Here is a 23,856-nt window from a genome sequence, read left to right as displayed (position 1 = left end):
AAAGAGGACGGTCATTTCGACCGGAACCCGAACGCACCCCCTCCGGTCATTTCGACCGGAGCCCGAAGGGCGGAGTGGAGAAATCCCTTAAGATTCCTCGACTCGCCTTCGGCTCGCTCGGAATGACAGAAAAGAGGACGGTCATTTCGAGCGCAGCCCCGAAGGGGCGAAGCCGAGAAATCCCTTTATTCTGCAACCGCATTTTCCTTGACACCCCTCTTAACCGGCAATAAAATAGATTATTAACAATAAGGAGGTCACTTTGCGCAGAACTGTTCTGTCCCTTTGCCTTATTCTCGGGCTGGCAGGCATTGCCCTTGCCCAGATGAATATCACCGGCTATGTCACCACTGAAGCGATGCCGGTGGAAATTGATTCGGTCTATTTTGAATTCGGCACCAACCGCATCTGGTTCACCACCCCGGGCTGGAACGTCAACCCGGCAGAGACCACATCCTTTGTCTTCCCCGAGTTTGCCGGCTGGCCCGCAATTATCAAAATGTCATTCAACGCCGGCGGCATGCCCGGCTATGACAGCCTCTACCGTCCCCAGTCCGACTCCTGGTATCAGCTCCGCCCGCCCAATGAACAGCTGAGGTTCATGTTCCATGGCGAACTCGGGGTTCAGGAGGAAAAGCCGGTTCTGGTTTATCCAGTCCTGACTGGCATTATCGGTTATCAGCAACTGCTGAACTTTGTCACCAGCGGTGAGCTGGAACTGGTGAATCACCTGGGGCAGCGGGTGGAACCGGTCAATCTCGCACCCGGTGTTTACTTCCTCCGTTCCGCAGACACCCGGATTTATCAGCGTATCCTGCTCGTCCGGTAGACCGGCAGTTTAACGATTCAGGGCGGTCAGCCGACCGCCCTTTTTATTTTCATTTTGACCCCGCCCCATATTTCATTTCAACTGAAGCAAGGCGTGAGACAGCTTACTTATATAACTTAACCGCCAATTCCACCGGAACCCGAACGCACCCCCTCCAGTCATTTCGACCGGAGCGACGCCGAAGGCACACACTTTGCTGTCATTTCGACCGGAGCCCGAAGGGCGGAGTGGAGAAATCCCCTAAGATTCCTCGATTCCGCCCCTGCGGGGCGTCGCTCGGAATGACTAAAGGAACAGTCATTTCGACTGAAGCGAAGCGGAATGGAGAAATCCCTCAAAAGCGATTCCTCGACAAGCTCGGAATGACTAAAGAGGACGGTCATTTCGACCGGAACCCAAAGGGCGAAGTGGAGAAATCCCTTGAGATTCCTCGACTCGGCTTCGCCTCGCTCGGAATGACCAGAAACGAGGACCGGAGCCGCCGGCACACCTTTTTTCAGTCATTTCGACCGGAGCCCGAAGGGCGGAGTGGAGAAATCCCTTGAGATTCCTCGACTCGGCTTCGCCTCGCTCGGAATGACAGGAAGGAGGGACGGCAAGCTCGGAATGACTAAAGGAACAGTCATTTCGACTGAAGCGAAGCGGAATGGAGAAATCCCTCAAAAGCGATTCCTCGACAGACTCGGAATGACAGAAGGGGGGAGCGATTCCTCGACTCGGCTTACGCCTCGCTCGGAATGACAGGAAGGAGGACAGTCATTTCGAGCGCAGCCCCGAAGGGGCGAAGTCGAGAAATCCCTCAAAAGCGATTCCTCGACAAGCTCGGAATGACTAAAGAGGACGGTCATTTCGACCGGACGACGCCGAGGCACCTTTTTTCAGTCATTTCGACCGGAGCCGAGCGACAGCGAGGCGGAGTGGAGAAATCCCTTGAAAACAAAAGCGGGGGGCGATATCGCCCCCCGCAATCCGTTCGCAGTCGCTACTGGACGATGAGCTTCTGGCTTGCGCTCTGTCCTGCCGCCTCGAACTTCACGAGGTAGATGCCGGCAGACAGCTGCCGCAGATCCAGGCTCCGGGTACCGGTGCCCTGCGCCACAAAGCCGAACTCCGCAACCGTCCGACCCGTGACATCAAACACCTTCACCCGCGCCGCACCCGCCTGCGGCACACTGTAGGAGAGCAGACCATAGCCCTTCACCAGCGGATTGGGCGTCAGCGCAAAGCCGAACCGTGCCGGCGTCATCGTCTGACCCATCACACCCGAACGCTCCGGTGTGGAAGCGAATGCCGGCGGCTCGGCAACATAGCGCCAGAACTCGCTGGTCTTGCCACCCTTGAGGGCGTAGAAGATCCAGTTGCCGGCGCTGACAAACGAACCGCCCGCCTTCACCCGCTTTTTCTTGCCGGTGGAACCGACTTCGGGCATCAGATCCAGCTCAGTCCAGCCCGTTCCGCCCGCAACATCATCCCGCCACAGCTCGCAGGTGTTACCGCCCTTGAGCGCAAACAGGAATCCCTGGAAGTAGGCGCCATCACTGCCGTCCTTGGGCTTCTTGTTCTTGCCGGTCTTGGAGCTTGCGGTCGGAATGCCCGGCAGAGAAGCGGAACCCCACTGACCGGTAGCGACATCAAATGTCCACAGCTCGGAGTACTTCGCCTTGTGGGCGTAGATCGTGTTCGCACCGTCGTAGACCATCCAGGAGCCCTTGTCCCACTTGGGCTTGGCACCCGCCGGTGCTGCCGGCAGTGACTCCCAGGTGGAGGTCTGGACATTGAACCGGCCGAAGTCCTGCTTGTAACCCTTCAGCAGGTAGACATAGGGCACATCCTCAACCACCGCATACACCAGATCACCGCCGCCCTTGGGGTTCTTGCCCGAGGTCCAGCCCGGAATGTCGGGCAGGGCTTCCCAGCTGTTATCAGCGATGTTGTAGCGGGAGAACTTGGCGGTGTTCTGACCATGCATCACATAGACATAACCGCCGCCATAGCAGCCATTGCCACCCTTGCCGATGATTGACGGCGCCGGTGCCAGTGCGGTCCAGGCGCCCATCGTGTCCGCATTCGGGTCATACTGATAGAAGTCACCGGACTTGTAGCCGCGGGCAGCATAAACCAGGCCGTTCTCCTCGTTGTAGACCAGGAATCCGCCGTCCTTGACCTGATTCAGGATCGAAGCCATCTCCTTCCAGCCCGGCTGGACCGGCGGTCCACTGCTCACCCGGAACGACCCCTGCTTGATGTCGTTTGCCGGATTAACATCACCGCCCGCAACCGTGGAGCACTTCACCGCATACTGACCCTCAACGGTCGGCGTGTAGTTCGGGAAGGTGAACTGGATTTCCGCACCGCCTGCCAGCGAACCGTTCTGGGACTCGGCGTAGACCCGGTTCCCATCCGGATCGTTGATCAGATACCAGGCGGTGAAGTTCATTGCGGTTGAGCCGTAGTTCTTCCAGGTCGCCTTCGGGGTCACCGGATTGCCCGGCTGACCGTACGCCGGCGCATCGATCGACTTCACACCCACATCACCCGACTGCAGGGTCTGGAGGATGATCGTTCCATACCAGGAGGGGACAAGCCAGGAGTCTGCCGGCATGCCCGCATTCCACCAGCCGAAGAACCGGTTGTTATCCAGCTCAAAGAACCACAGGTGGGCAGTGTCGCCTGCCGGGTTCATATTCAGCTGATAGGGCAGAACACCGAACGGCGTCTTGGTTTCAAATACAAGATAGCCGTTGAACACGCCGGTAACCGACTGGGCACCCGGTGCAACACCCTGGACTCCGGGACCGGACGGTGTGATCGGCCGGTAGAGCACCTCATCAACACCCGAACCGTTAACCCAGTACCAGTAGTTGCCTTCAGAGTTGTCGGTTGCCCACTGACCGTCGTTGTTCTCATCCAGATAGAAGCCGATCTGATCACCGATGTCGCGGGTCATTGCCAGCGGCATTGCAAACGCCGCATACAGGTAGTTGCCGTCATGCTTGAACCAGGCTTTTGCCGCATTCGGCGGATAGGGTGTGCCGCCCCAGCCCCAGAAGTTGCTGGCGTTCACATAGTAGGCATCGTCCCATTCACCCGGAGCGATGTAACCGTCAATCGACGGCGTGCTGCTGGAACGGTAGGAGTAGATGGTATCGAGCGTATAGAGCATGAACATATGGAGCGTATCATTGGCAGCAATCGCATCGCCATCCAGCACCGTGTAGCTGGTGACCGTGTAACCGCTCCACAGTGCGCAGTTCGGCGTCCACGGCGTGGAGAACTCAACCTCCACCTCTTCACCCGGATAGACCGAATCCACCAGCGCGCCATCCTCATAGATTGTGACGCCGGCAGAGTCAATCTTGAAGTTAACCGCAAAGTTTCCTTCCGCATTCAGACCGTAGTTCTTGACCTTGACCTTCGGAGTAACAGTAACGCCGTTCTGGACATTGGGAGAAGGCGGTTCAAGGATCGCTGAGACACCGACATCATGGGGCGGGGTGAACTGATTCCGGTAATAGGTGTTGTTCGGCGTACCCCAGTCACCCTCATCATCACCCGCAACCTTTGCCAGCTCATTGGACAACTCCCAGCCGCACAGGAAGTTGCAGCGGGCAACACCGTTGTTCGGTGGCGAAGGCAGCCAGGGCAGGGTTTCAAACTGACCGGTGCTCGGCTGATACCGCCAGCCGCGCTTGTGCGCGCCACCACTCAGACTGGCAAATCCGCCCAGCCGGTAGACCCAGCCCCCCAGCTCGGTCGTTCCACCGTTGAATCCCAGGGTTGGAATTGAAGTGGGCAGGTTGCTCCAGGTGATCGAGAGCGGATTGGAGGAGTTGATAACACCCTTTCTGCCCGTGCTCCAGAGCGAACCGCTCTGCCGGTTGTAGAAGTTGGTAATGAAGATGGTGTCGCCCACGATGCAGGCAGAACCCATATCACCCGCCTCCGGCATTGAGGTTGCGGTCGCCCAGGTGTTCTGGTTCACATTGTAAACCTGCACCGCATTGGAGCCGGAAAGGCTCGGACCGGTACCGCCGAGGATGTAAATCAGCGAGTCGTTCCAGATGCAGGAGCCGTAAGCTAAAGTAGCGCTCGGCATTGTCGCCTTGGCTGACCAGGTGTTGGTCGCAATGTCATACTCCCACATGTTGTTGTTCGCACTGCCCGTATATCCGCCCGCAATGTAAATCTTGTTCAGATGCCGGCAGTAGGAGCCCTCGCCATCCAGCCAGGTCCGCGCGCCGGGCATGTCCGCCATGTTGGTCCAGGTGTTGGTTACCGGATTGAACCGCTGATTGTAAGCTACGCCGTAATATCCCTGAGGATCGCCACCGATCATATACATCATATTGTGCTCAATATCGTAGACATTGGCTGAGCACATCCGGTCCGCGTTCGTGCTCGGAGGTGGATATGACACCCAGTTACCGTCGGTGCCACCGCCGATTATCTGCGGATGCGCTCCCCCCGGCTGCCAGACTGTAGACTGATCACAGTCGGTCCGGGTGCAGGGCTCCGCATGAAGTGCGGTTGGCGCCCAGTGGTAGTGCACCTTCTGGGCACTGATTACCGGTGATGCGGCGAAAACCGGCACTGCCAGCACCACCAGCAGCCAGCCCAGCATTCTTTTGTTACTCATCTTGCCTCCTTATTTGTGCTTTATTCTGATGCCGGGTTCATCAGTTGCAAATTACCAGACCTGCCTCTCCAGGCAGTGTAACCCTTACTGCATTTATTGCGGAGTTGAACCCAGCGTTATTATTATAAACAATCCGCAATCTGCTGTCAAGCAGAAATTTTCCCACCCGGCGGTTATTCCACCACCAGCTTTGCCCACTGACTCCTGCCCCTCCGGTTTACCTCCACAAGATAAACCCCGGGTTGCAGACCGCCGATGTGGTAGAAATCAGCCCCGGACCGGACATTATCGGTCCTGACCACCGCACCAGCAGCATCATAGACCCTTATCTGTGCCGTGCCTTCACCCGCAACCAGCAGATTTACCCATGAATTCCGGGGTGCGGGATTGGGCGCAAGCACCAGCCCTGGTGCCGGTTTCGGCAAAACCCTGGCTTCAGCAATTCCGGGTGCGGCCGAATCATACTTCACCGTAACGATATCATAGTTCATGCTGGTAACACCCCAGTAGCATACACCGGTTACAACCACCTGCCCCATATCATCCACCGCAATCCCGACCCCCTGGTCATCGTTGTCATAGGGTGAGTTATAGCGGGCACCGGTGCCTTCAAATACCCCCGTGCTGGAATACCGGATGTGGTAGTAATCCGACCTGCTGTTGGCGTCCTTGCTTGAACCGATCAGGTGAATCTTGCCCTGTCCATCGAGTAGAATCTGGGAGGGAACATCGTCCTTATTGAACTGGGAGTTGTGCACTCGGACCCACAGAGTATCACCGGTATTCGGATTGTAAGCCACCAGCCCGTAATCCGCGTTTCCGCTGCGCATCACCTTGCCGAAGACATAAAGGGCATTGGACCCCAGTGCCAGACCATATGCCTCAGCACCTGCATTGGCACCGGTATAGGTCTTTGCCCACTGCCGACTGCCGTTGGCATCGTATTTAACCGTTACCCAGTTATACCTTCCACCCGGCGGTGGTGCGGTTGCGCTCTTGCCGGTAACAAAGACACTGCCATCCGCAGCCACTGCCAGCCCGCTTGCCGCATCCTCCGCATTGCCCGAACCGTTGTAGTATTCTGACCAGGCTTCCGCACCATTTGAAGTGTATTTGATTGTCACATAATCGGTGTATGAGCCCTGCACACTGGAGCCGGCAACATAAACCGTTCCTCCCGGACCGAGCCTGATACCCGCCGCCACATCAGTAGCACCACCGTCAAAAACCACAAACCACTCCCGGGAACCGCTGCTTGAGTATTTGATCGTGACGATATCGGTAACATTGTCCGCGTTCGTCTCATTGCCGGTCACATAGACATTGCCCGCATCGTCCACCGCAATCCCTGCCGGCTCATCCGCCTTGCCGGCACTCCCCTGATAGGTGGCACTCCAGGCATCAGTGCCGTTGGCGTTAATCTTCAGGGTCATAATGTTGTAGTCCGGATAGGTGCCGGTGGTGGCAGTAATATATACCGCACCGCTCGCATCCAGCACCGCCGCCTTGGCGATATCGTTCGAATAGCCCGGTCCGGCAATCCGCCTTGCCCAGAGCGAATCACCATTCGGTGAATATTTGAGCACAACAATATCATAGGCAGTGGTTGTGCCCGGGCTGGAGCCGACGACAATTACATTTCTTTCCGCATCGGTCAGCACCGCACACGCCATCTCGTCACTGTTTGCCGGTCCGTTATAGCGGTTGACCCAGAGCGGTAAAGCCAAGGCTGCCGTTCCGAACAGAACGATCGACGCAAATACCTTACTGTTCACACATCCTCCTTTTTATTTTTATTGAAGGCAATTGAATGACCAGCGTTAAATAGCGGTAACCCTGTGGTAAATTTGACATTCTGGTCACTTTGTTTTACTATAACAGAAAAAGGAGGAAAATGCAAGCAAAATATTTCATCATTTTTACACTGCTCGCCACCCTGAATCTGTTCACCACCGGCTGTCCGAAAAAGGGTCCCGCCACCCTGCCCGATACATCTGCGACCCAGCCCGCCTTCAAGTTCCAGAGCCTGCTCGGCGCCATTTATCAGGGTGAAGTTGATGGCGTGGACCTAACCGGCTTGCCAAAGAAGCTCCTCTACCCTGGGGCCAGACCGCTTGCCCGTTTCGGCAAATACGAGCGACCGCGCTGGGGATGCTCCTACAATTTTGAAACGCCGGACAAGGCGGAGAAGGTCCTGAAGTATTTTCAGGAACTGCTTAAGGAATGGGAAATTGTTCAGCGTTTTGAAAAGGAAACATATACCATGCTGGTCTTCCGGGCTCCCGGAGACAAGGAGGTAGTGGAGCTGACCGTCACGCCGAAGGAAGGCAGAACGGTCATCGTCATTGGCCATACCTATAACTGATACGGGGATTTTATGACCTGTTTGACAGTCCGGGCATGTTTCAGTATAATCAATCCGGGAGGTGAATTATGAAAAGGTTCGGTCATATCCTGATCCTGACGCTTGCTGTCCTTGTTGCCCTCAATTCCCAGGGTCTGGCGCTGGTGGATGTCGCCGGTGTCCTTGAAGCCGGTAATACAACCGTTCAGATTGACAGTATCATCTGGTATCTGGTGACCAGTCCGTTTCCGGTTCTGGAATCAACCCCGGGCTGGGAGGCGGTTGCCGGCAGCCTGGACACATTCCAGTTTCAGCAGAAATCAGAATGGCCTCAGTGGTGCAGGCTCTTCTATCGACTTAACGGGATACCATCGCAGTTTACCATCGACCCCCTGGTCGTCGACACCTGGTATGAACTGCCCTCGTATAATTTTCAGAATCCGAAGGTCCGGTTTGAAGACACGGTGCTCGTCGGTATCGCCCAGCCGGAATCGCCATTGCGACCACACCGAATTACAATTACACCCAATCCGGCAACAGGCGGTTTTCTGCTGATAAACGCACTCGCACCTGCCAACGGCAGTTTCCGGCTGGAAATCTACGACCTTGCCGGCAATCTGGTGTATGAAAAGCACTGGCAGACCGTTGCTCACTCACCCCTCCGAGTTGATATCTCCCTGTTGTCCCCTGGAGTCTACCTGACCCGGGTAATTACTCCTGACAGCAGAAAAACCGGACAGCTGATAATCCTCCGTTAATTAATAATCAGTAATCAGAATCGGCATGGGGGCGTTCTGCCCCCTTTTTATTTTTTACCGAGCGGTAAACTCCGTCATTCCCTGCCCCTCCTTTTCTTCTCGTCGGGGCAGGCTTGAGCCGAGGAATCGCTCTTGTGTTTTATGTCATTCCGAGCTTGTCGAGCAATCCCTAGAGGGATTTCTCCACTTCGCTCCGCCTTCGGCTCCGCTGTGGTCGAAATGACCGAAAAAAGTGCGCGCCTTCGGATTCGCGTCGGTCGAAATGACGATTATTACCCCTTTAGTCATTCCGAGCGAGGGGTAAGCCGAGTCGAGGAATCCCTCCCCCTTCTGTCATTCCGAGCTTGTCGAGGAATCGCTTTTGCGGGATTTCTCCACTCCGCCTCGCTGTCGCTCGGCTCCGGTCGAAATGACTGTCCTCTTTTCTGTCATTCCGATACCCTTTCTTCTTTTGTCATCCTGCCTTTAGTCCCTTTATTCAATGTGAAATTTTGGCTTTTTCCGGACTCTAACTGTATGGAAGCGGAAAAAGGACCGGTGCCCGCGGCAGCACCGGTCTGAAGAGAAACCTGCCGCAGAAAGGAGGTGATTTAATGGCAAACCTGACACAGCGGCTGGCAAAGTGGACGGTCAAAACCAGCCCGGAACGGATCAGGGCGATTCTCGAGGAGCTGCGGAATACGATGACCGCCAATATGCAGGCGGTCCTGCCCGAGCTGATCGCCCTTGAAACCAGAACCAGGCAGGTGCTGAATGAGAACGGAGTTGCGACGATTGACAACCCCGCCTACCTCGCCTTTGCCCGGGAACTCTGGTCACTCAGACGGCGCGAGATCGCCGGCGACGCACTGACCCGGGAGACCGCCATCCTGATGCAGAAATGGACAAGCCGGGGTCTGCAGCTGCCGGTGCTGGAACAGATCCGCTCTCAGGTCCTGACCATCTCCGCACCCACGCCGTAACGAGCCCGGCGGGCGGGTCAGCTGACCCGCCCGCCCGATGTTTGACAATCCGCTGTTTCTGCCTTAACATTATTGTTCAGGTATGGCAGGGAACAGATCTCAACCCCGCTGCCGGCAGACCCGCTCCTCTGGTGCCGGATTTACAACTGTGCGCGAAGCCCTGAAGGAGTTCCGCCAGGGCAGAATGCTGATTGTGGTTGATGATGAAGCCCGGGAAAATGAAGGGGATCTGGTCTGTGCTGCCGAGAAGATCACCCCGGCCAAGGTAAACTTCATGGCAAAATACGGCCGGGGGCTGATCTGCGTCGCCCTGACCGCCGAGCGCGCCCGGGAACTGGAGCTGTTTCCCCAGATCCCGAACAGCACCGCCCTGCACGGCACCGCCTGGACCGTCTCGGTAGATGCGGTCCGGGGAACAACCACCGGTATCTCGGCACACGACCGGGCAATCACGATCAAGACGCTGGTCGATCCGAAGACCCGGCCCGAAGACCTTGCCCGGCCCGGACATATCTTTCCGCTCATCGCCCGGGAAGGCGGTGTGCTGGTCAGGGCAGGACATACTGAAGCAGCGGTTGACCTTGCCCGACTTGCCGGGCTGAAACCGGCAGGGGTGCTCTGTGAGATCATGGCTGATAACGGCAGGATGGCGCGTCTGCCCGAACTGCGGCGGCTGGCACGCCGGTTCGCACTCAAGATTCTGACGATCAAGGACCTCATTGAATACCGGCGCCAGCAGGAGATTCTGGTTCAGCGGCTGGTTGAAACCGAACTGCCCACCCGCTACGGCAACTTCCGGCTTATCGTCTATGAGGACAAGATTGAGGGGTATGCCCATCTGGCACTGGTCAAGGGCGAGGTTGCGGGAAAAGAGCGGGTGCTGGTGCGGGTGCATTCCCAGTGTCTGACCGGCGATGTGCTCCATTCGCTGCGCTGTGACTGCGGGGAGCAGCTCGCAAGGGCGATGCAGATGATCGCCCGGGAAGGCTGCGGGGTTCTGCTCTATATGCGGCAGGAGGGCAGGGGGATCGGAATTACGAACAAGATCCGCGCCTATGCCCTGCAGGATCAGGGACTGGATACAGTTGATGCCAATCTGGCACTGGGGTTCCCGCCGGACCTGCGGGATTACGGCATCGGCGCCCAGATTCTCTGTGACCTCGGCTTATCCAGCATCCGGCTGCTGACCAACAATCCCCGCAAGGTGGTCGGGCTCGCCGGATTCGGATTGAAAATTGTGGAACGGGTGCCGATTGTCGTGAAACCCAATCGGCGCAATCTGAAATATCTGATAACCAAACGGGATCGCCTGGGCCACATTCTGGGCGAGATTGAGAAAGGAGTGGCAGATGGAAAGGCGTGAATTCAAGGGCAGACTGGACGCCACGGGCAAGACCTTCTGCCTGGTCGTCTCCCGGTTTAATGAGCTGATCAGCCGGGAGCTGCTTGCCGGCGCACTGGACTGTCTGGAACGGCATAATGCGAAGGCGGTTGACATCTTCTGGGTACCGGGTTCGTTTGAAATCCCACCGGTTGCCCTGAAGCTGGCACAGGGCAGGAAGTATGACGGGCTCGTCGGGCTGGGAGCGGTGATCCGGGGCGATACACCGCATGCCGAATACATCTCTTCTGAAGTTGCCAAGGGGCTGGCGAAGGTCGCAATGCAGACCGGGGTGCCGGTCACCTTCGGCATCATCACCGCCGATACGCTGGAGCAGGCACTGGAGCGGGCTGGCGCCAAGCAGGGCAACAAGGGCTGGAATGCCGCTCTGTCTGTGATTGAACTGGCGAATCTGAATCCCGGACAGTAATCAGCTCTATCCGCCATAATGGTATGACCCAGCGCCGGCTGGCTCGGGAAAGCGCCGTGGAGGTTCTTTACCGGCTGGAGCTGGTGGGCGATGAGCCGGAGTCAACCATTCAGGAAATTCTGTTGCGCCGTAACCCGTCAGATGAGGCGGAAACCTATCTGCGCCGGCTGATTACCGCCATTGAAAACAACCGCACCGAAATTGATGACTGTCTGCGCCGCCATCTCCGGCGCTGGCGCCTGGAGCGGCTCACCTATCTGGACCGGGCAATCCTGCGGATCGGCTGTGCCGAACTGCTCTATTTCAATGATGTCCCGCCGAAGGTGGCAATCAACGAGGCGGTTGAGATCGCCAAGAAGTTCGGCGATGATCAGGCGGGGAAGTTTGTTAACGGTGTGCTGGACAGTATTTACAAGGAGAAGTACCCGCCGGTAAATCAGTAGAGATGCGGATCGGCGTTTTCAGTGATATCCATTCCAATCTTGAAGCCCTGACCACCGTCCTGGATTTCTTCCGGAAAGAGGGCGTGCAGTGGCTGTTGTGCTGCGGTGATGTCGTGGGCTACGGACCGGACCCGGAAAGGTGCATTGAGCTGGTGCGCGCCAGCCGGGCAAGGGTTGTTGCCGGTAATCACGACTGGGCGGCTGCCGGGCGGATTGGCATCGGCAGTTTCAATCCCGTTGCTGCCCGGGCGATTCGCTGGACCCAAAACCGGCTGGATGAACGGCTGCTTGGTTATCTCTCAAATCTGCCCCTGACTGATGATCTCGGACCGTTTCATTTTCTTCACTCCGCACCATCCGCCCCGTCCGAGTGGGAATATATTGTTACCCTGGAAGCGGCGGCAGAGGAAATGGGCAGTTTCATCAATGACATCTGTTTCATTGGCCACAGCCACATCCCGATGGTGGTTGAGCGGATATCCGGCAGGCAGGCACACATCATTACCGAAAATCCGTTTGAGCTCCGTCCGGACGCCAAGTACCTGCTCAATGTCGGCAGTGTGGGACAGCCGCGCAATGGCGACCCCCGTGCCTGCTGTCTGATCATTGACTGGGAGGAACGGCGGGCGGAGTTCCACCGGCTGAAATACGATTTCACCACCACTCAGCAGAAGATAATCGCTGCCGGACTCCCGGAATCCCTTGCCCAGCGGCTGGCGACCGGCACTTGAAAAAAATAAGGGGATGTGACATCGCACATCCCCCGTTTTAACAGTTCCTGGATCTTAGCGCAGGACCGCCGCCTTCTGGGCGTAAACACCTTCGGCGGTTACCAGCTGGAAAAGATAGATGCCGTTTGTCATCGCTCCGGCATCAACATTGATTCGGACATAGTCGCCGAAACTGACCTGACGGCTTACCCTGTTTACCAGCTGTCCGCTGAGGCTGTAGACCCGGAGTTCGACACCGCCCGTTACCGGCGCGGTGAACTCCACCAGCGCCCGGCTGCTGAACGGATTGGGTGTAATCCGCAGGGCATAAGGTCGCCGGCTTTCACTTGCCACTAACGGCTGTTCTACCCCGGGCAACCGCTCACCAAACCAGTCAAAGATTCTCCGGATCAGGGTCCAGCGCTGGAGATAGCGGTTGGAGTGGTCAATCGCCTCAAACGGCACCGAGAAGAAGACCAGCCGGTAGCTGCCCGCATAGCGGATCATCGGCACCGCGGTCGTATCCGGATAGTCCCGGTAACGGGCACAGGCAACCGCCTCACCCAGCGCGCGGATCGCATCACTGGAACGGGCGTTGTTTGCCCCGCCACCGCCGGCAGTGACCATCGTATCCCCGCGGGTCAGCGGATCACCGGCAATTCCCGGCAGATAGGGTTTGCCGGTTGAGTCCGCAACGAATTCACACTTGAGATAATCGCGCAGGAAAGCGCTGCCGTTGAGCTCATAGGCGATGTTCTGCCCGGAGAGAATCAGTTTGCCGCCGTTGTCCAGATATGACGCCAGATTTGCCTGATCGGTCGGCGTCAGCGTGTTGGTCCGGGCATCACCGGTGAACCAGATGACCACCGGATAGTGGCGCAGGGTGTCCGCCGAAGGAGAACCCGAATTCTGAACCGAATAGACATCATAGAGTAACCGGTTGGAATCGCAGGCAGAGGTATAATAGCGCTCATAATTCTGTCCCGCATCATCATCGACGATCAGCACCCGCGGACTGCCGGACTGGGCAGTGAAGCTGGTATCCGGATATGCCGGCTCCGGACTGGCGCTCACGGTGAGGAAGAACCGGAGCATTTCCGGCGGTGCCGCCGGACTGATCTGAAAGACAAAGGAATCGGCAGAACAGCTGCCACTGCCTCCACCCGGAATATCCGGGAAGGTCGCCGTTCCCTTGACAATTGTAACATCAGTACCGAGGACCCCGAGTGTCGCCTGCACATTGGTTGCGGTGCGCCATCCCGGGCTGTTGGTGTAGGTAACAATCAGCGCCACCGTCTCCCCCGGGTCGGGCATGCCGTTACCACCGCCGTCATTGAACCGCCAGCCGGTGAGTTTCAGATTGCAGTAATATTGCGGGAGCACGACATTCGCCATTGAAACCCGGCCCGCACCCAGCTTGCCCTGGACATAGAGCGGATCGGGCATGGAATCGCAGGCATCATGGAGCAGCTGAATACAGGTGGCATTGGAAACCGTGGAGTCATAGGACTTGATCCAGCAGGCAACACCCGCAGCCAGCGGACAGGACATTGAGGTCCCGTCAAGGGCGGCATACGAACCGACCAGCCGGGGCACCGTTGAGTAAATCCCTTCACCCGGTGCGGTTACATCCACCCAGGTGCCGTAATTGGACCAGGAGGTTTTAGTGTCATTTCTGCCTGAAGCGGCGACATTTTCCACCCCGTTATAGCAGGCAGGATAGCGCATCGCCTCCACCCCTTCGTTTCCCGCTGAACCGAAAAGCACCAGCCCCGAATCCCAGGCGTACTGGCAGGCGTCTGCCATCGGCTGATAGGGAGAAGCGGAACCGAAGCTCATCGAAATCGACCAGGCGTTCATCGGCACCAGGTAGTAGATCGCCCCGATCGCCGCATAGATGCTGATCCCGCCCTCCTGTCCGCAGCGCAGCGCCATCGAACGGCTGTTCCAGGTGGTGCCGGCAACACCAACCCCGTTGTTGGTTACCGCATTGGTAATCCCCCAGCAGTGGGTGCCGTGCTCATTGGTGCCGTAGGGCATCGGGATCGGATCACCGGTGACAAAGTCCCAGCCGACCACATCATCCGCATAGCCGTTCATGTCCTGATCCACCCCGTCCAGGTCCCCATCGGGATAGGGCAGGGTATCAAACCTGCCATTGCCGTTAACATCCTCGGGTGTATTAATCCAGAGGTTGGCTTCAATGTCGGGATGGAACAGGTCCAGCCCGTCATCCAGCACACAGTTGACCACCCGGGTTCTGCCCTTGGCAACACCCCAGGCAAATGGCGCCCCGAGGTTGACAAAATGCCACTGCCGGCTGTATTCCGGATCATTCGGCACCTCATCAAACCGCATATACCCGTTCGGGCACACATACTCCACCTCCGCCAGCCGCTCATAGTCGGCAGCCACCGGCGTGATATCCTGATCGACATCAAACTGAATCAGATACTGCAGATCACAGCCGTATTTCATTGCAATCGGGTCCACGGTCGGCCGGCGCCAGAGCGGTGCGATCAGTTTGACCCCCCACTTCCGGTTCAGTTCGTCCAGTGCCGTAATTCCGAACAGTGCCACGCCATCCTTTTCGTTCAAACTGACCCGTCCGCGCATTTCCGGCTTCAGCTCAATAATCAGCTGACCGGCAAGATGCTCCTCGCCGTCTGCACTCCGGACTACCGGCCGCAGCAGGTCGGGCCAGTTGCCTTGGGCAGACACTACCATCACTGCTGCTGCCACGAGGGCTAATACTCTGATTCTCATCCGTTTCCTCCTGTTAATAAAACCTAAAATTACCACCTGCTCCAGTTACTGGTCAGGTGCCAGCAGTCATTCCGCTTCCACTCTCCTGTTTGTTCTGGCTGAGTGAAAAACCGGAATTGTCAGCTTTAATCATAAAGAATGCCGGGCTGAAGTCAACAACTTGCCGGACCGCCGGCGGAAAAAACGCTAATCGCCGGACGGCTTGTCCGCAGCGATGATCAGCTGTTCGGGCAGACCGGAAAGGTTGGGCATCTCCCAGTGCTGACGGGCATCGCCCACCTCCTCAATGCCCGTGACCCGGAACCCGGCACGGTTGAGAAAGAAGAAGTGATCCGAAACGGTCCAGCGGAACTCAAAGCGCCGGGAGGTAAGACCGGCCGGGGTTTCATCCGGCATCCCCGGATAGCGGAACTCCTCCTCCGCTTCTTCTCTCGGTTTCTGACGCTCAAAATAGGAATGCGCAACCCGCGGCTGTCCCGGCTCCTGTTTCCAGATGCGCCGGAACGGATGATACTCGTTGATGATCAGCCTGCCGCCGGGAGTCAGAATCCGGAACACCTCAAGATAAAAATCACCCAGATTCTCAATGCCGGCACTCAGCTGGGCAGCATAGGCGATGTCACACCAGCCCTCACCCAGTGCAGAAAGCCTGCCGAACTCCGCCTCACGAAACTCCAGTTCCACCCCCACAATCTGTGCCCGGACCATAACCACATCCAGACCGCTGTTTGTCGGATCAACCACCGTCACTCTTGCCCCCATCGCCGCCAGCGCAAGGGGCACCATGCCTTCACCCGCACCCAGCACCACCACCCGCCGGCCTGCTACCACTCCCAGAAACTCCAGTTCTGCCTGGTTGAGTACCAGCGTCGGCATCACCACCACCCGGCGCCAGATGTCACTGTCTTCAGGGTTACGCTCCCAGGAAGGAGCAACCGGAATGTAATCCCGCCGCTCCATTTCCCCTACCGGTATTCCACCAGCAACTCGTCGCCACTGCCGGTTGAACGTTTTACCACTCCCACATCCGGTGCCAGCCATTCCACCCAGTTGATAACAGTAGTGTCTTCACTGACGGTTATCTCGGTAAATTCCAGCCGGTAGCAGTCCTCAAACTCACCTGCCGGCACGGTCACCGTTTCAACTCCGCTCACCCGGACATCAAGGAGATGAGTAAAGGCAATCGTATCCGGACCGGAGATCAGGGTGGTGTCAAATTGGTCCTGATACCGGTTGCCGAGAACCGGCGGGAGCCAGTAAAGTAACCCGAAGCGGAACTCGACCGTATCCTCCCCTCCCGGTCTGGGTATGGTGGTAACGATCAGTTTTCTGATTTCGTTCGGGCTGGTGATATAATACTCCGGCGCAAAATTCCGGTCCACCTGAATGCATCCCCGGTTGAGCACCGCAGTATCACCCCGCACCTCCACAAAAACCGTATCATTCCCGGCCGCATACTTCCAGCTCCTGCCCGCAGTCAGGGGAAAATAATTTCTGCCTGCCCGGAACAGAACCCGCTCCGAACAGCCAATGATCAGCCCGGCAAGCAGTAATAACAGCCCGGATACCGCCAGCGTCACCCTGGTCTTGCTCGCACTAAAAGGCATACCCCACCTCCACCCGCAGCATTGGAATATAGGTCAGCAAAGGGCGGTCTGCCCTGCCTTCCATGAAGAAGATATTATCCAGTCCCGCACTCACCCGGCTTTTCCCTTCGTGCTGAATAACTTTCACCGCCAGATGAATATCCGGGGTCCTGCCCGTTTCCCGACCGGTGTTGAAGCTGCGCTGCAGGATGCTGTAGCCCGCACCCGCCCCGGCGCTGATGCCCCAGTTCATCCGGTGGAAAAACTCAAAATCATAAGCCAGCGCCACATCATGCACCCTCAGCTCATACGGAACGCTCACCTGCCCCGGAAAGGTGAAATATGAATATCCGAGCTCCAGCCGGTGCCGGTCCAGAGAATAACCCGCCTGCAAGCCGACGGTTGTGCCGGAACGGAGCGTGCGATTTACTCCGCCGGTGGGAAATGCAATTCCCACCCGGCCGCCGACATCCAGCCCGCTGCACAGGAGAGCCAAAATTACTGTCAGATTGACCACAAAAGAACTTTATCCCCGAATCGGGCTTTTGTCAAGAAATCTCCAGCATCCGCTGCAGTGCCCGCTGTGCCCGCTCTGCCACGATCGCCGGTATCTCCACCTCCGGAACCATCCCCTGCAGTGCCCCCTTGACATCTTCAAGACTGGTGAGTTTCATATTCCGGCAGATGGCGGTCCGGCGCAGCGGATAACACCGGGTGTCCGGGTACTCGCGCCGGATCCGGTTGCACATCCCGGCTTCGGTCCCGAGCACCAGCTCCTTCACCTCACGGGCAATCCGGACCATCCCGCTCGTTGATGCCACCCGGTCGGCGACCTGAATTACCTCCAGCGGACATTCCGGATGGGCCACCACCAGCGCACCGGGATGTTCAATGCGCGCCCGCCTGACATCCTCAACCGTAAACTGGGCATGGACATAGCAGAACCCTTCCCAGGGAATGATCTCCCTTCCGGTCTCGTGCTCCACCCAGCGTCCCAGATTCCGGTCCGGCACGAAGAGAATTTTTTTTGAACCGGGCAGAGACTGAACTACCCGCACCGCATTGGCTGAGGTGCAGCAGATATCCGCCTCCGCCTTGACCTCCGCCGGCGTATTCACATAGGCTACGACCAGGACATCTCCCAGCTCCTGCCGGCGCCGGCGCAGCGCCGCTGCCGTAATCATGTCAGCCATCTGGCATCCTGCCCTGGGATTGGCAAGGACCACCGGTCGCCCGGGATTGACCAGTTTGGCGTTCTCCGCCATGAACCGTACCCCGCAGAAGACAATCAGCTCCGCATCCACCCGGGCAGCCGCCTGCGCCAGCTCGAGCGAATCGCCGATAAAATCTGCCACCTCATAGATCTCGGGCAGCTGATAGTTGTGTGCCAGAATCACCGCCCGCTGCTTCTGTTTCAGCTGTCTGATTTCCGCAATCAGCCGTTCCTGCTCACCACTTTCCGCCACTCTTCACCTCCGGGGACGCCGTGGCACCGCCGGCGTCCAGAAACGGTCCTCCTCCAGAATATGCACCACCTCAATCCCCTGTCTTGCCAGCTCCTCCGCAATGACCAGCCGGTGGCACCGCTCGGGCAGATAACAGGAGCAGACAATACAGCACACCCGGACCGGCACCTTGCCGGCAATAATCTTCAGCCCCCGGCGCACCTGCTCCCGGTTCAGCCATTCCTTCAGACTGTCCCGGACTGCTCCCATCCCTTCCGGTGGCGCCAGTTCATTCCCCAGATACAGGTAATTAACCCTGTTGGCTGAACACAGCGCCTCCATCCCCGCCCGGCTGTAGTCGGTCTTTTCCGCACCGAAGAAACTTGGTGGATTAACCGGTGCCGCAGGCAGATTGGCACGAATGTCAAACAGCACCTGAATGCCGAATTTGGTCAGCAGCCGGCTGAACTCAAATCCGGGCCGGCGGCCGATTCCCAGTGTATAAAGCCTCATCCCGCCTCCGACACCGGGGTCAGATTTTCCGGCTCCCGCCGCATCAGCCGGATCGGACCGAACTCCTCCTGCTGTTCCACCCGCACCTCTCCCAGCCGGACCAGTTCCAGCAGTGCCAGAAATGTTACAACGATTTCCCCCAGGGTTGCCCCGCTTACCGCCTCCTCAAACTCAACCACCGCCCGCTCCTTTAAAAGGAGCCTCAGCCCCTCAATCTTGTCCTCGATTCTGATTTCCCGCGGGGTAATCGTCAGCCGCGGTTCGGGTTTGAGCCGTGTCAGCAGCCGGCTGAAGGCACGGGTCAGCACCGCAATATCCTCCCCCTCAGCCCGGGCCACTGGCGGTGACTCGCCCCGGCGCGGGAAGCGCTGCCGCTGTTCCGCCTCTTTCTGAGCCAGGAGCCGTGCCGCACTCTGAAACTGCCGGTAGGCATCCAGAATCTGTTCGAGTGAAACCTGAGGTGTTGACAGATCCTCTTCTTCGGTCCGGGGCAGCAGTGCCCGCACCTTGAGCCGCACCAGCACCGCCGCCATTGTTAGAAAATCACCTGCCACCTCAAGATTCAGCACCGTGCTGTTGCGGAGCATCGCCAGATAGTCGTCCGTCAGCCGGGCAATGGGAATGTCAAGGATGTCCAGCTCATTCTTCCGCACCAGGTAGAGCAGCAGCTCCACCGGACCTTCAAAAATATCCAGCCGGACCTGTGCTACTTCACTCATAAAACTAAAGATTTACCAGCTCATACTCCCTTTTCCCCAGCCCCAGCTCCACCGCCCGTTCCAGAAGCACCTGATAATTGAGGTGCGGATACAGCCGCCGGATCTCCATCCCGATCTGGTCCAGCACCGCCTGATCACAGGCAACCGGGTCCAGCGAGGCAAATACGCCAACATCAGGAATTACCGGCTCCTCGGTCTGGGGATAGCAGTCGCAGTTCGGAGTAACCTTCAGCACAAAGTTGAAGTGAATCGCTACCCGGCTGGCAAGGATCGCCTGGCAGTAGTCTGCCATCTTCTCCTGGACCGACTCGGACGCCTCATCCCAGTTCAGCCGGATCGCCCCAGAGGGACATACCGCTACACACCCGCCGCAGCCGGTACAGGACCTGCCGATCTTCGCCACATACTCAACGAAACCGATCGCATCATGCGGACAGTAGTCAACACAGGTGCCACAGCTCACACACTTATCCTTTTCAACATATGGCCTGGAACTGGAATGCATCGCCAGCTTGCCCGCCTTGGCTGCCAGTCCCATCGCGAGATTCTTCAGTGTACCACCATAGCCGACAACAAAATGGCCCTTGAAATGAGCAAGGTTAATCAGATAGCGGTAATAGCGCAGTCCCGAAGCCAGATACGCCTCGGCTACCCGTCCGTTCGGCACCGGCACCGCATAGAACTTCTCGCCGTACTCACCGTCAAGAATATCAACCGGTGCGAGCACCCGCTCCGGAACAAATCCATGCTCATGCGCCACCTTGATGTGCTCACTTGCCCGCTGCCGCCTGCCCCGGTAAAGGGAAGTGGTCTCAATCAGCACCGGCTGGAGATTGAAGTAGGTAGTGGTAATCACCACCCGGCGCACATACTCCGGGTCAATATGATTGTTGTTACCCGCCTCGCCGAAATGGACCTTGATCCCGACCCGCTTCCTCGGCTTCACCATCTCAAAAAATCCGGAATTTTTCAGTACCACCCCCAGCCCGTCCAGCACCCGCTCCTTAGGTAAAAACCACACCCTGGCTCTGCTCATCGCCACACACCACTGATTCTGCTGCCGCAGAAACGGCACCTGCCATTCACAATATTGTTTTCCATCACCGTAAACCCCTGACGCCCGATCAGTTTTTTACCACAGTTCGGACAGTAGGTATTCTCATCCCGATGGCCCGGGACATTACCGACATATACATACTTGAGTCCGACCTGCCGCGCAGTCCGCACCGCCCGTTCCAGTGTTGCCACCGGTGTTGCGGGACTGTTGAGCAGTTTATAATCGGGGTGAAACCGGGTAAAATGCACCGGAATTGTGTCCCCCAGACTGTCCCGGATCCACTCACACATCCGCCGGATGGTTGTGCTGTCATCATTGAATCCGGGCACCACCAGATTCACCAGTTCCAGGTGCACTCCGCTTTGGGCAACCGTCCGGCATGCCGACAGCACCGGTGCAAGCGTTGAACCACACACCCGCTCATAAAACTCCGGGGTAAACCCCTTGAGGTCAATCTTGATTGCATCCACCACCCGGCACAGCGACTCCAGCGGCTGCGGATTCACATAGCCACCGGAAACAACGGCAGTTCTGATCCCTCTGGACCGCGCCTGCCAGGCAATATCGTACATATACTCATAAAACACCACCGGCTCGGTGTAGGTAAAACAGATAACCGGCAGTTTCAGTCGTTCCGCCAGCGCCACCACCTCCTCCGGACTCATCTTCTCTGCCGGCACATCCTCCGGTTCTGCCTGAGAGATCTCCCAGTTCTGACAGTACCGGCAGCGCTGATTACACCCGACCGTTGCCAGCGTCAACCTTTCCCTGCCGGGCAGAAAATGGAAAAAGGGCGCCTTTTCAATCGGCTCGCGGTTAATTGAACATGGCTTTCCGTAGACCAAGGAATAAAGCACCCCGTTTCTGTTCTCCCGGACCCGGCAGAAACCCCTTTTTCCTGGAGCAATCACGCAGCGCCGCGGGCACAGCTCACACTGCACAACTCGGTTACCCAGCTTCCGGTACCACATCGCCTCCCTGGCACCGCTGTGCTGGCCGGTCTTTGAGCCCACCGCCGGCATCATCCCGACCAGAACCAGCAGAAAAACCGCCAGCCCTGCTTTCCCCCAACCCCTCAGCATGAAACTCAATTAACCACCAGCCCGATTACCAGCCCGGTAATCGCACCCAGCCCGAAAAGTCCGAAGACCGAACCGCCGAAAAGCCATTTCGCCCGCCGGGCACTCTGCTCCATGGTCCGGGCGCTGATCTCCACTTTAGTCTCCATTGCCGGCAGAATCTCCACCCGGGTTGAGGCGGCATCAAGTCGTGCCAGGGTCCAGATTGCTGAGAGCCGGCGCCCTGGGGAACCGGTGCGGACCGTCTGATAAAGCCGCTCCAGACTGTCATTGGAAACCACTGTCACCCAGTAATTTCCCGGCTCAAGCTGATACCGCACCAGCGGTGTTGTTCCGACACTCTCCCCTTCAACATATACCGGCATCCCGGCGGGCTGGGAATTCACCGACAGAAATCCGGGACTTGCCAGCCCGGAAATCAATCCTGCAAAGATTAACAGGCTCATCATAATAAAAGACTATCCAAAAAAAATCCTGCTGTCAAAACGGTAAACGGTATCCCCATCCGTCATTGCCAAAATTTAATTGACAACCCCGCACCCTTTGCGGTATAATTATTCTGGTATGCAGTGCCCATGGCGGTAATAATTAAGGAGGCTTGAAAAATGGCTGATGAACAGACACCGATTGAAGAAAGCGGAGCCGCATTAGAGCAGAAATACGGCGTGCCGTTTATTGATTTGACCAGCTTTAAACTGGACTCTGAGGTGCTTCAGCTTTTCCCGGAAGAGTTTCTCCGCAATAACAAGCTCATTCCCCTTTTCCGTTCGGGTAATACGCTGGCAGTCGCCATGGTTGACCCGGGTGATATCTACACGATTGATGAGGTCCGGCGGATGACCGGAATGGAGGTGGAGCCGATGGTCTGCCGCGAGCTGGACCTTTATCAGGCGCTCAATCAGTATTACGCCGCACCCGAGCCGGCTGACCTGCCGGATGAACCGGAAATCACCAGCCTTGATGATCTGCCCGCCGAGGAAGGCGACAGCGCCGCCGTGGCGGAAATGAGTGCGGAACCGAAGAAACTCGAGGAGCTCGCCTCCGAGGCACCGGTGGTCCGCTGGGTGAACCAGATGATCATCCGGGCGGTCCGGGAGCGTGCCAGTGACATTCACATTGAGCCGACCCGTGAAGGCCTGCGGGTCCGGTTCCGGATCGACGGCATCCTCCATCCGATCGTCTCCCCGAAAAAGGCGCTCCAGCTGGCGGTGGTCTCCCGAATCAAGATCATGTCCAAGATGAATATTGCGGAAAAGCGGGTACCGCAGGACGGCCGTTACGGTGCAATTGTTGACGGCCGGGAGATTGACTTCCGGGTCTCCACCTTCCCGACCACCTATGGCGAAAAGGTGGTGATGCGTATCCTCGACCGCATGCGCCTGCTCTCACTGGACGAACTGGGTCTGGTGGACGAAAGCTATCAGGCGCTCCGCGAGATGATCGCCAAGCCGCACGGCGTAATTCTGATCACCGGTCCGACCGGTTCGGGCAAATCAACCACCGTCTACGCCATTCTTCAGGAGATCCGCTCTGCCGACACTAATATCATCACCATTGAGGACCCGGTGGAGTATGATCTGGATGAAATCTGCCAGTCTCAGGTCAACGAGCGTGCCGGCTACACCTATCTTGTCGGTCTCCGGCACATCCTGCGTCAGGACCCGGATGTGATCATGATCGGTGAAATCCGTGATGCGGAAACTGCCGGTGTTGCCATCCGCGCCGCTCTGACCGGTCAGCTCGTATTCTCCACCATTCACACCAATGACGCACCGGGCACGGTCACCCGTCTGATTGACATGGGTATTGAGCCCTTCCTCGTTGCCTCCGGTCTGGAAGGTGTTGTGGCACAGCGGCTCGTCCGGCGGATCTGTCCCAAATGCAAATACCCCTATGACCCGCCGGCAAAGATGCTGGAGGAGCTGGAACTGCCACCCGGCACCAAATTTTACAAAGGCAAGGGGTGTGAACACTGTCGGAACACCGGTTTCCGGGGCCGGATCGGGATCTTTGAAGTCATGAAGATGAATGACCGCATCCGCGAACTGGTAGTCACCCGGCCACCGACCTCGGCAATCCGTGCGCTGGCGCGGGAATACGGGATGCGTACCCTGTGGGAGGATGGTATCCGGAAGGTCGTCGCCGGTATCACTACAATTGAAGAGGTTATGGAAGAAGCGGAAAAGGTTGATTAAAAA

General features: G+C 57.5%; 21 protein-coding genes. 9 read left to right on the top strand and 12 right to left on the bottom strand.

What is annotated here, in order from left to right:
• Positions 1-262: 262 nt before the first annotated feature.
• Positions 263-829, top strand: a complete 567-nt coding sequence (locus tag ABIK48_08400) for a hypothetical protein (GenBank protein ID MEO0022173.1) — start codon at positions 263-265, stop codon at positions 827-829.
• A 982-nt stretch (positions 830-1,811) separates the two neighbouring features.
• On the opposite strand, the gene ABIK48_08395 is transcribed toward ABIK48_08400, so the two are convergent.
• Both ABIK48_08395 and ABIK48_08390 read right to left on the bottom strand, forming a co-directional pair.
• Positions 1,812-5,465, bottom strand: coding sequence for a kelch repeat-containing protein (locus ABIK48_08395; protein ID MEO0022172.1), 3,654 nt, complete (start codon positions 5,463-5,465; stop codon positions 1,812-1,814).
• A gap of 173 nt (positions 5,466-5,638) precedes the next feature.
• Positions 5,639-7,240: a T9SS type A sorting domain-containing protein gene (locus tag ABIK48_08390; protein MEO0022171.1), complete on the bottom strand. Its 1,602-nt coding sequence runs from the start codon at positions 7,238-7,240 to the stop codon at positions 5,639-5,641.
• 119 nt (positions 7,241-7,359) lie between these two features.
• On the opposite strand from ABIK48_08390, the gene ABIK48_08385 reads away from it, so the two are divergent.
• From ABIK48_08385 to ABIK48_08355, 7 genes are all read left to right on the top strand, one after another.
• Positions 7,360-7,830 (top strand): hypothetical protein, encoded by a 471-nt coding sequence (locus ABIK48_08385; protein ID MEO0022170.1) that lies wholly within the window; start codon positions 7,360-7,362, stop codon positions 7,828-7,830.
• 68 nt (positions 7,831-7,898) lie between these two features.
• Positions 7,899-8,567, top strand: a complete 669-nt coding sequence (locus ABIK48_08380; GenBank protein MEO0022169.1) for a T9SS type A sorting domain-containing protein — start codon at positions 7,899-7,901, stop codon at positions 8,565-8,567.
• Positions 8,568-9,160: 593 nt separating this feature from the next.
• Positions 9,161-9,529 carry a hypothetical protein gene (locus ABIK48_08375; protein MEO0022168.1) on the top strand — a complete coding sequence of 123 codons (369 nt, stop codon included), beginning with the start codon at positions 9,161-9,163 and terminating at the stop codon, positions 9,527-9,529.
• Positions 9,530-9,611: 82 nt separating this feature from the next.
• Positions 9,612-10,892 carry a bifunctional 3,4-dihydroxy-2-butanone-4-phosphate synthase/GTP cyclohydrolase II gene (locus ABIK48_08370; GenBank protein MEO0022167.1) on the top strand — a complete coding sequence of 427 codons (1,281 nt, stop codon included), beginning with the start codon at positions 9,612-9,614 and terminating at the stop codon, positions 10,890-10,892.
• Positions 10,879-11,340, top strand: coding sequence for a 6,7-dimethyl-8-ribityllumazine synthase (gene ribH / locus ABIK48_08365; protein ID MEO0022166.1), 462 nt, complete (start codon positions 10,879-10,881; stop codon positions 11,338-11,340). The genes ABIK48_08370 and ribH overlap by 14 nt, the downstream gene beginning before the upstream one ends.
• A gap of 23 nt (positions 11,341-11,363) precedes the next feature.
• Positions 11,364-11,783 carry a transcription antitermination factor NusB gene (gene nusB, locus ABIK48_08360; protein ID MEO0022165.1) on the top strand — a complete coding sequence of 140 codons (420 nt, stop codon included), beginning with the start codon at positions 11,364-11,366 and terminating at the stop codon, positions 11,781-11,783.
• A 2-nt stretch (positions 11,784-11,785) separates the two neighbouring features.
• Entirely contained in the window at positions 11,786-12,514 is a 729-nt protein-coding gene (locus ABIK48_08355) for a metallophosphoesterase family protein (protein MEO0022164.1), read from the top strand.
• Between the two features lie 54 nt (positions 12,515-12,568).
• Here ABIK48_08355 and ABIK48_08350 read toward each other — a convergent pair whose 3' ends face one another.
• The 10 genes from ABIK48_08350 to ABIK48_08305 all read right to left on the bottom strand — a co-directional run bounded on the left by ABIK48_08350 (position 12,569) and on the right by ABIK48_08305 (position 22,107).
• Entirely contained in the window at positions 12,569-15,259 is a 2,691-nt protein-coding gene (locus ABIK48_08350) for a S8 family serine peptidase (protein ID MEO0022163.1), read from the bottom strand.
• A gap of 186 nt (positions 15,260-15,445) precedes the next feature.
• On the bottom strand, positions 15,446-16,219 hold the full coding sequence (locus ABIK48_08345; GenBank protein MEO0022162.1) for a class I SAM-dependent methyltransferase: 774 nt from the start codon (positions 16,217-16,219) through the stop codon (positions 15,446-15,448).
• A 5-nt stretch (positions 16,220-16,224) separates the two neighbouring features.
• A complete protein-coding gene (locus tag ABIK48_08340) occupies positions 16,225-16,866 on the bottom strand; it encodes a hypothetical protein (protein MEO0022161.1) in 642 nt (213 codons plus the stop codon).
• The gene (locus tag ABIK48_08335; protein MEO0022160.1) at positions 16,856-17,362 is read right to left on the bottom strand and encodes a hypothetical protein; all 507 of its coding nucleotides are present in this window, start codon (positions 17,360-17,362) and stop codon (positions 16,856-16,858) included. Before ABIK48_08335 ends, ABIK48_08340 begins: the two co-directional genes overlap by 11 nt.
• A gap of 31 nt (positions 17,363-17,393) precedes the next feature.
• Entirely contained in the window at positions 17,394-18,311 is a 918-nt protein-coding gene (nadA, locus tag ABIK48_08330; protein MEO0022159.1) for a quinolinate synthase NadA, read from the bottom strand.
• Between the two features lie 3 nt (positions 18,312-18,314).
• Complete coding sequence (locus tag ABIK48_08325) at positions 18,315-18,803, bottom strand: hypothetical protein (protein ID MEO0022158.1); 489 nt, start codon at positions 18,801-18,803, stop codon at positions 18,315-18,317.
• Positions 18,800-19,522, bottom strand: coding sequence for a segregation/condensation protein A (locus ABIK48_08320; protein ID MEO0022157.1), 723 nt, complete (start codon positions 19,520-19,522; stop codon positions 18,800-18,802). The genes ABIK48_08325 and ABIK48_08320 overlap by 4 nt, the downstream gene beginning before the upstream one ends.
• A 4-nt stretch (positions 19,523-19,526) precedes the next feature.
• Positions 19,527-20,597 carry a DUF362 domain-containing protein gene (locus tag ABIK48_08315; protein MEO0022156.1) on the bottom strand — a complete coding sequence of 357 codons (1,071 nt, stop codon included), beginning with the start codon at positions 20,595-20,597 and terminating at the stop codon, positions 19,527-19,529.
• Positions 20,555-21,661 carry an AmmeMemoRadiSam system radical SAM enzyme gene (amrS, locus tag ABIK48_08310; protein MEO0022155.1) on the bottom strand — a complete coding sequence of 369 codons (1,107 nt, stop codon included), beginning with the start codon at positions 21,659-21,661 and terminating at the stop codon, positions 20,555-20,557. Before amrS ends, ABIK48_08315 begins: the two co-directional genes overlap by 43 nt.
• A gap of 5 nt (positions 21,662-21,666) precedes the next feature.
• Positions 21,667-22,107, bottom strand: a complete 441-nt coding sequence (locus ABIK48_08305; protein ID MEO0022154.1) for a PEGA domain-containing protein — start codon at positions 22,105-22,107, stop codon at positions 21,667-21,669.
• Positions 22,108-22,263: 156 nt separating this feature from the next.
• Between ABIK48_08305 and ABIK48_08300 the strand changes: the two genes are divergently transcribed.
• On the top strand, positions 22,264-23,853 hold the full coding sequence (locus ABIK48_08300) for a GspE/PulE family protein (GenBank protein ID MEO0022153.1): 1,590 nt from the start codon (positions 22,264-22,266) through the stop codon (positions 23,851-23,853).
• Positions 23,854-23,856: the final 3 nt, after the last annotated feature.

The sequence above is a fragment of the candidate division WOR-3 bacterium genome (assembly GCA_039801085.1).
In the GTDB taxonomy this organism is placed as follows: domain Bacteria; phylum Hydrothermota; class Tepidihabitantia; order Tepidihabitantales; family Tepidihabitantaceae; genus JAOABP01.
This window is presented reverse-complemented; position numbering and strand designations above follow the sequence as displayed.

Bases quoted from the DNA above. Each gene is read 5' to 3' on its own strand.
- ABIK48_08395 (MEO0022172.1), bottom strand. From the start codon at position 5,465: ATGAGTAACAAAAGAATGCTGGGCTGGCTGCTGGTGGTGCTGGCAGTG.
- ABIK48_08385 (MEO0022170.1), top strand. From the start codon at position 7,360: ATGCAAGCAAAATATTTCATCATTTTTACACTGCTCGCCACCCTGAAT.
- ABIK48_08380 (MEO0022169.1), top strand. From the start codon at position 7,899: ATGAAAAGGTTCGGTCATATCCTGATCCTGACGCTTGCTGTCCTTGTT.
- ABIK48_08375 (MEO0022168.1), top strand. From the start codon at position 9,161: ATGGCAAACCTGACACAGCGGCTGGCAAAGTGGACGGTCAAAACCAGC.
- ABIK48_08370 (MEO0022167.1), top strand. From the start codon at position 9,612: ATGGCAGGGAACAGATCTCAACCCCGCTGCCGGCAGACCCGCTCCTCT.
- ribH (MEO0022166.1), top strand. From the start codon at position 10,879: ATGGAAAGGCGTGAATTCAAGGGCAGACTGGACGCCACGGGCAAGACC.
- nusB (MEO0022165.1), top strand. From the start codon at position 11,364: ATGACCCAGCGCCGGCTGGCTCGGGAAAGCGCCGTGGAGGTTCTTTAC.
- ABIK48_08355 (MEO0022164.1), top strand. From the start codon at position 11,786: ATGCGGATCGGCGTTTTCAGTGATATCCATTCCAATCTTGAAGCCCTG.
- ABIK48_08350 (MEO0022163.1), bottom strand. From the start codon at position 15,259: ATGAGAATCAGAGTATTAGCCCTCGTGGCAGCAGCAGTGATGGTAGTG.
- ABIK48_08345 (MEO0022162.1), bottom strand. From the start codon at position 16,219: ATGGAGCGGCGGGATTACATTCCGGTTGCTCCTTCCTGGGAGCGTAAC.
- ABIK48_08340 (MEO0022161.1), bottom strand. From the start codon at position 16,866: ATGCCTTTTAGTGCGAGCAAGACCAGGGTGACGCTGGCGGTATCCGGG.
- ABIK48_08325 (MEO0022158.1), bottom strand. From the start codon at position 18,803: ATGAGGCTTTATACACTGGGAATCGGCCGCCGGCCCGGATTTGAGTTC.
- ABIK48_08320 (MEO0022157.1), bottom strand. From the start codon at position 19,522: ATGAGTGAAGTAGCACAGGTCCGGCTGGATATTTTTGAAGGTCCGGTG.
- amrS (MEO0022155.1), bottom strand. From the start codon at position 21,661: ATGCTGAGGGGTTGGGGGAAAGCAGGGCTGGCGGTTTTTCTGCTGGTT.
- ABIK48_08305 (MEO0022154.1), bottom strand. From the start codon at position 22,107: ATGATGAGCCTGTTAATCTTTGCAGGATTGATTTCCGGGCTGGCAAGT.
- ABIK48_08300 (MEO0022153.1), top strand. From the start codon at position 22,264: ATGGCTGATGAACAGACACCGATTGAAGAAAGCGGAGCCGCATTAGAG.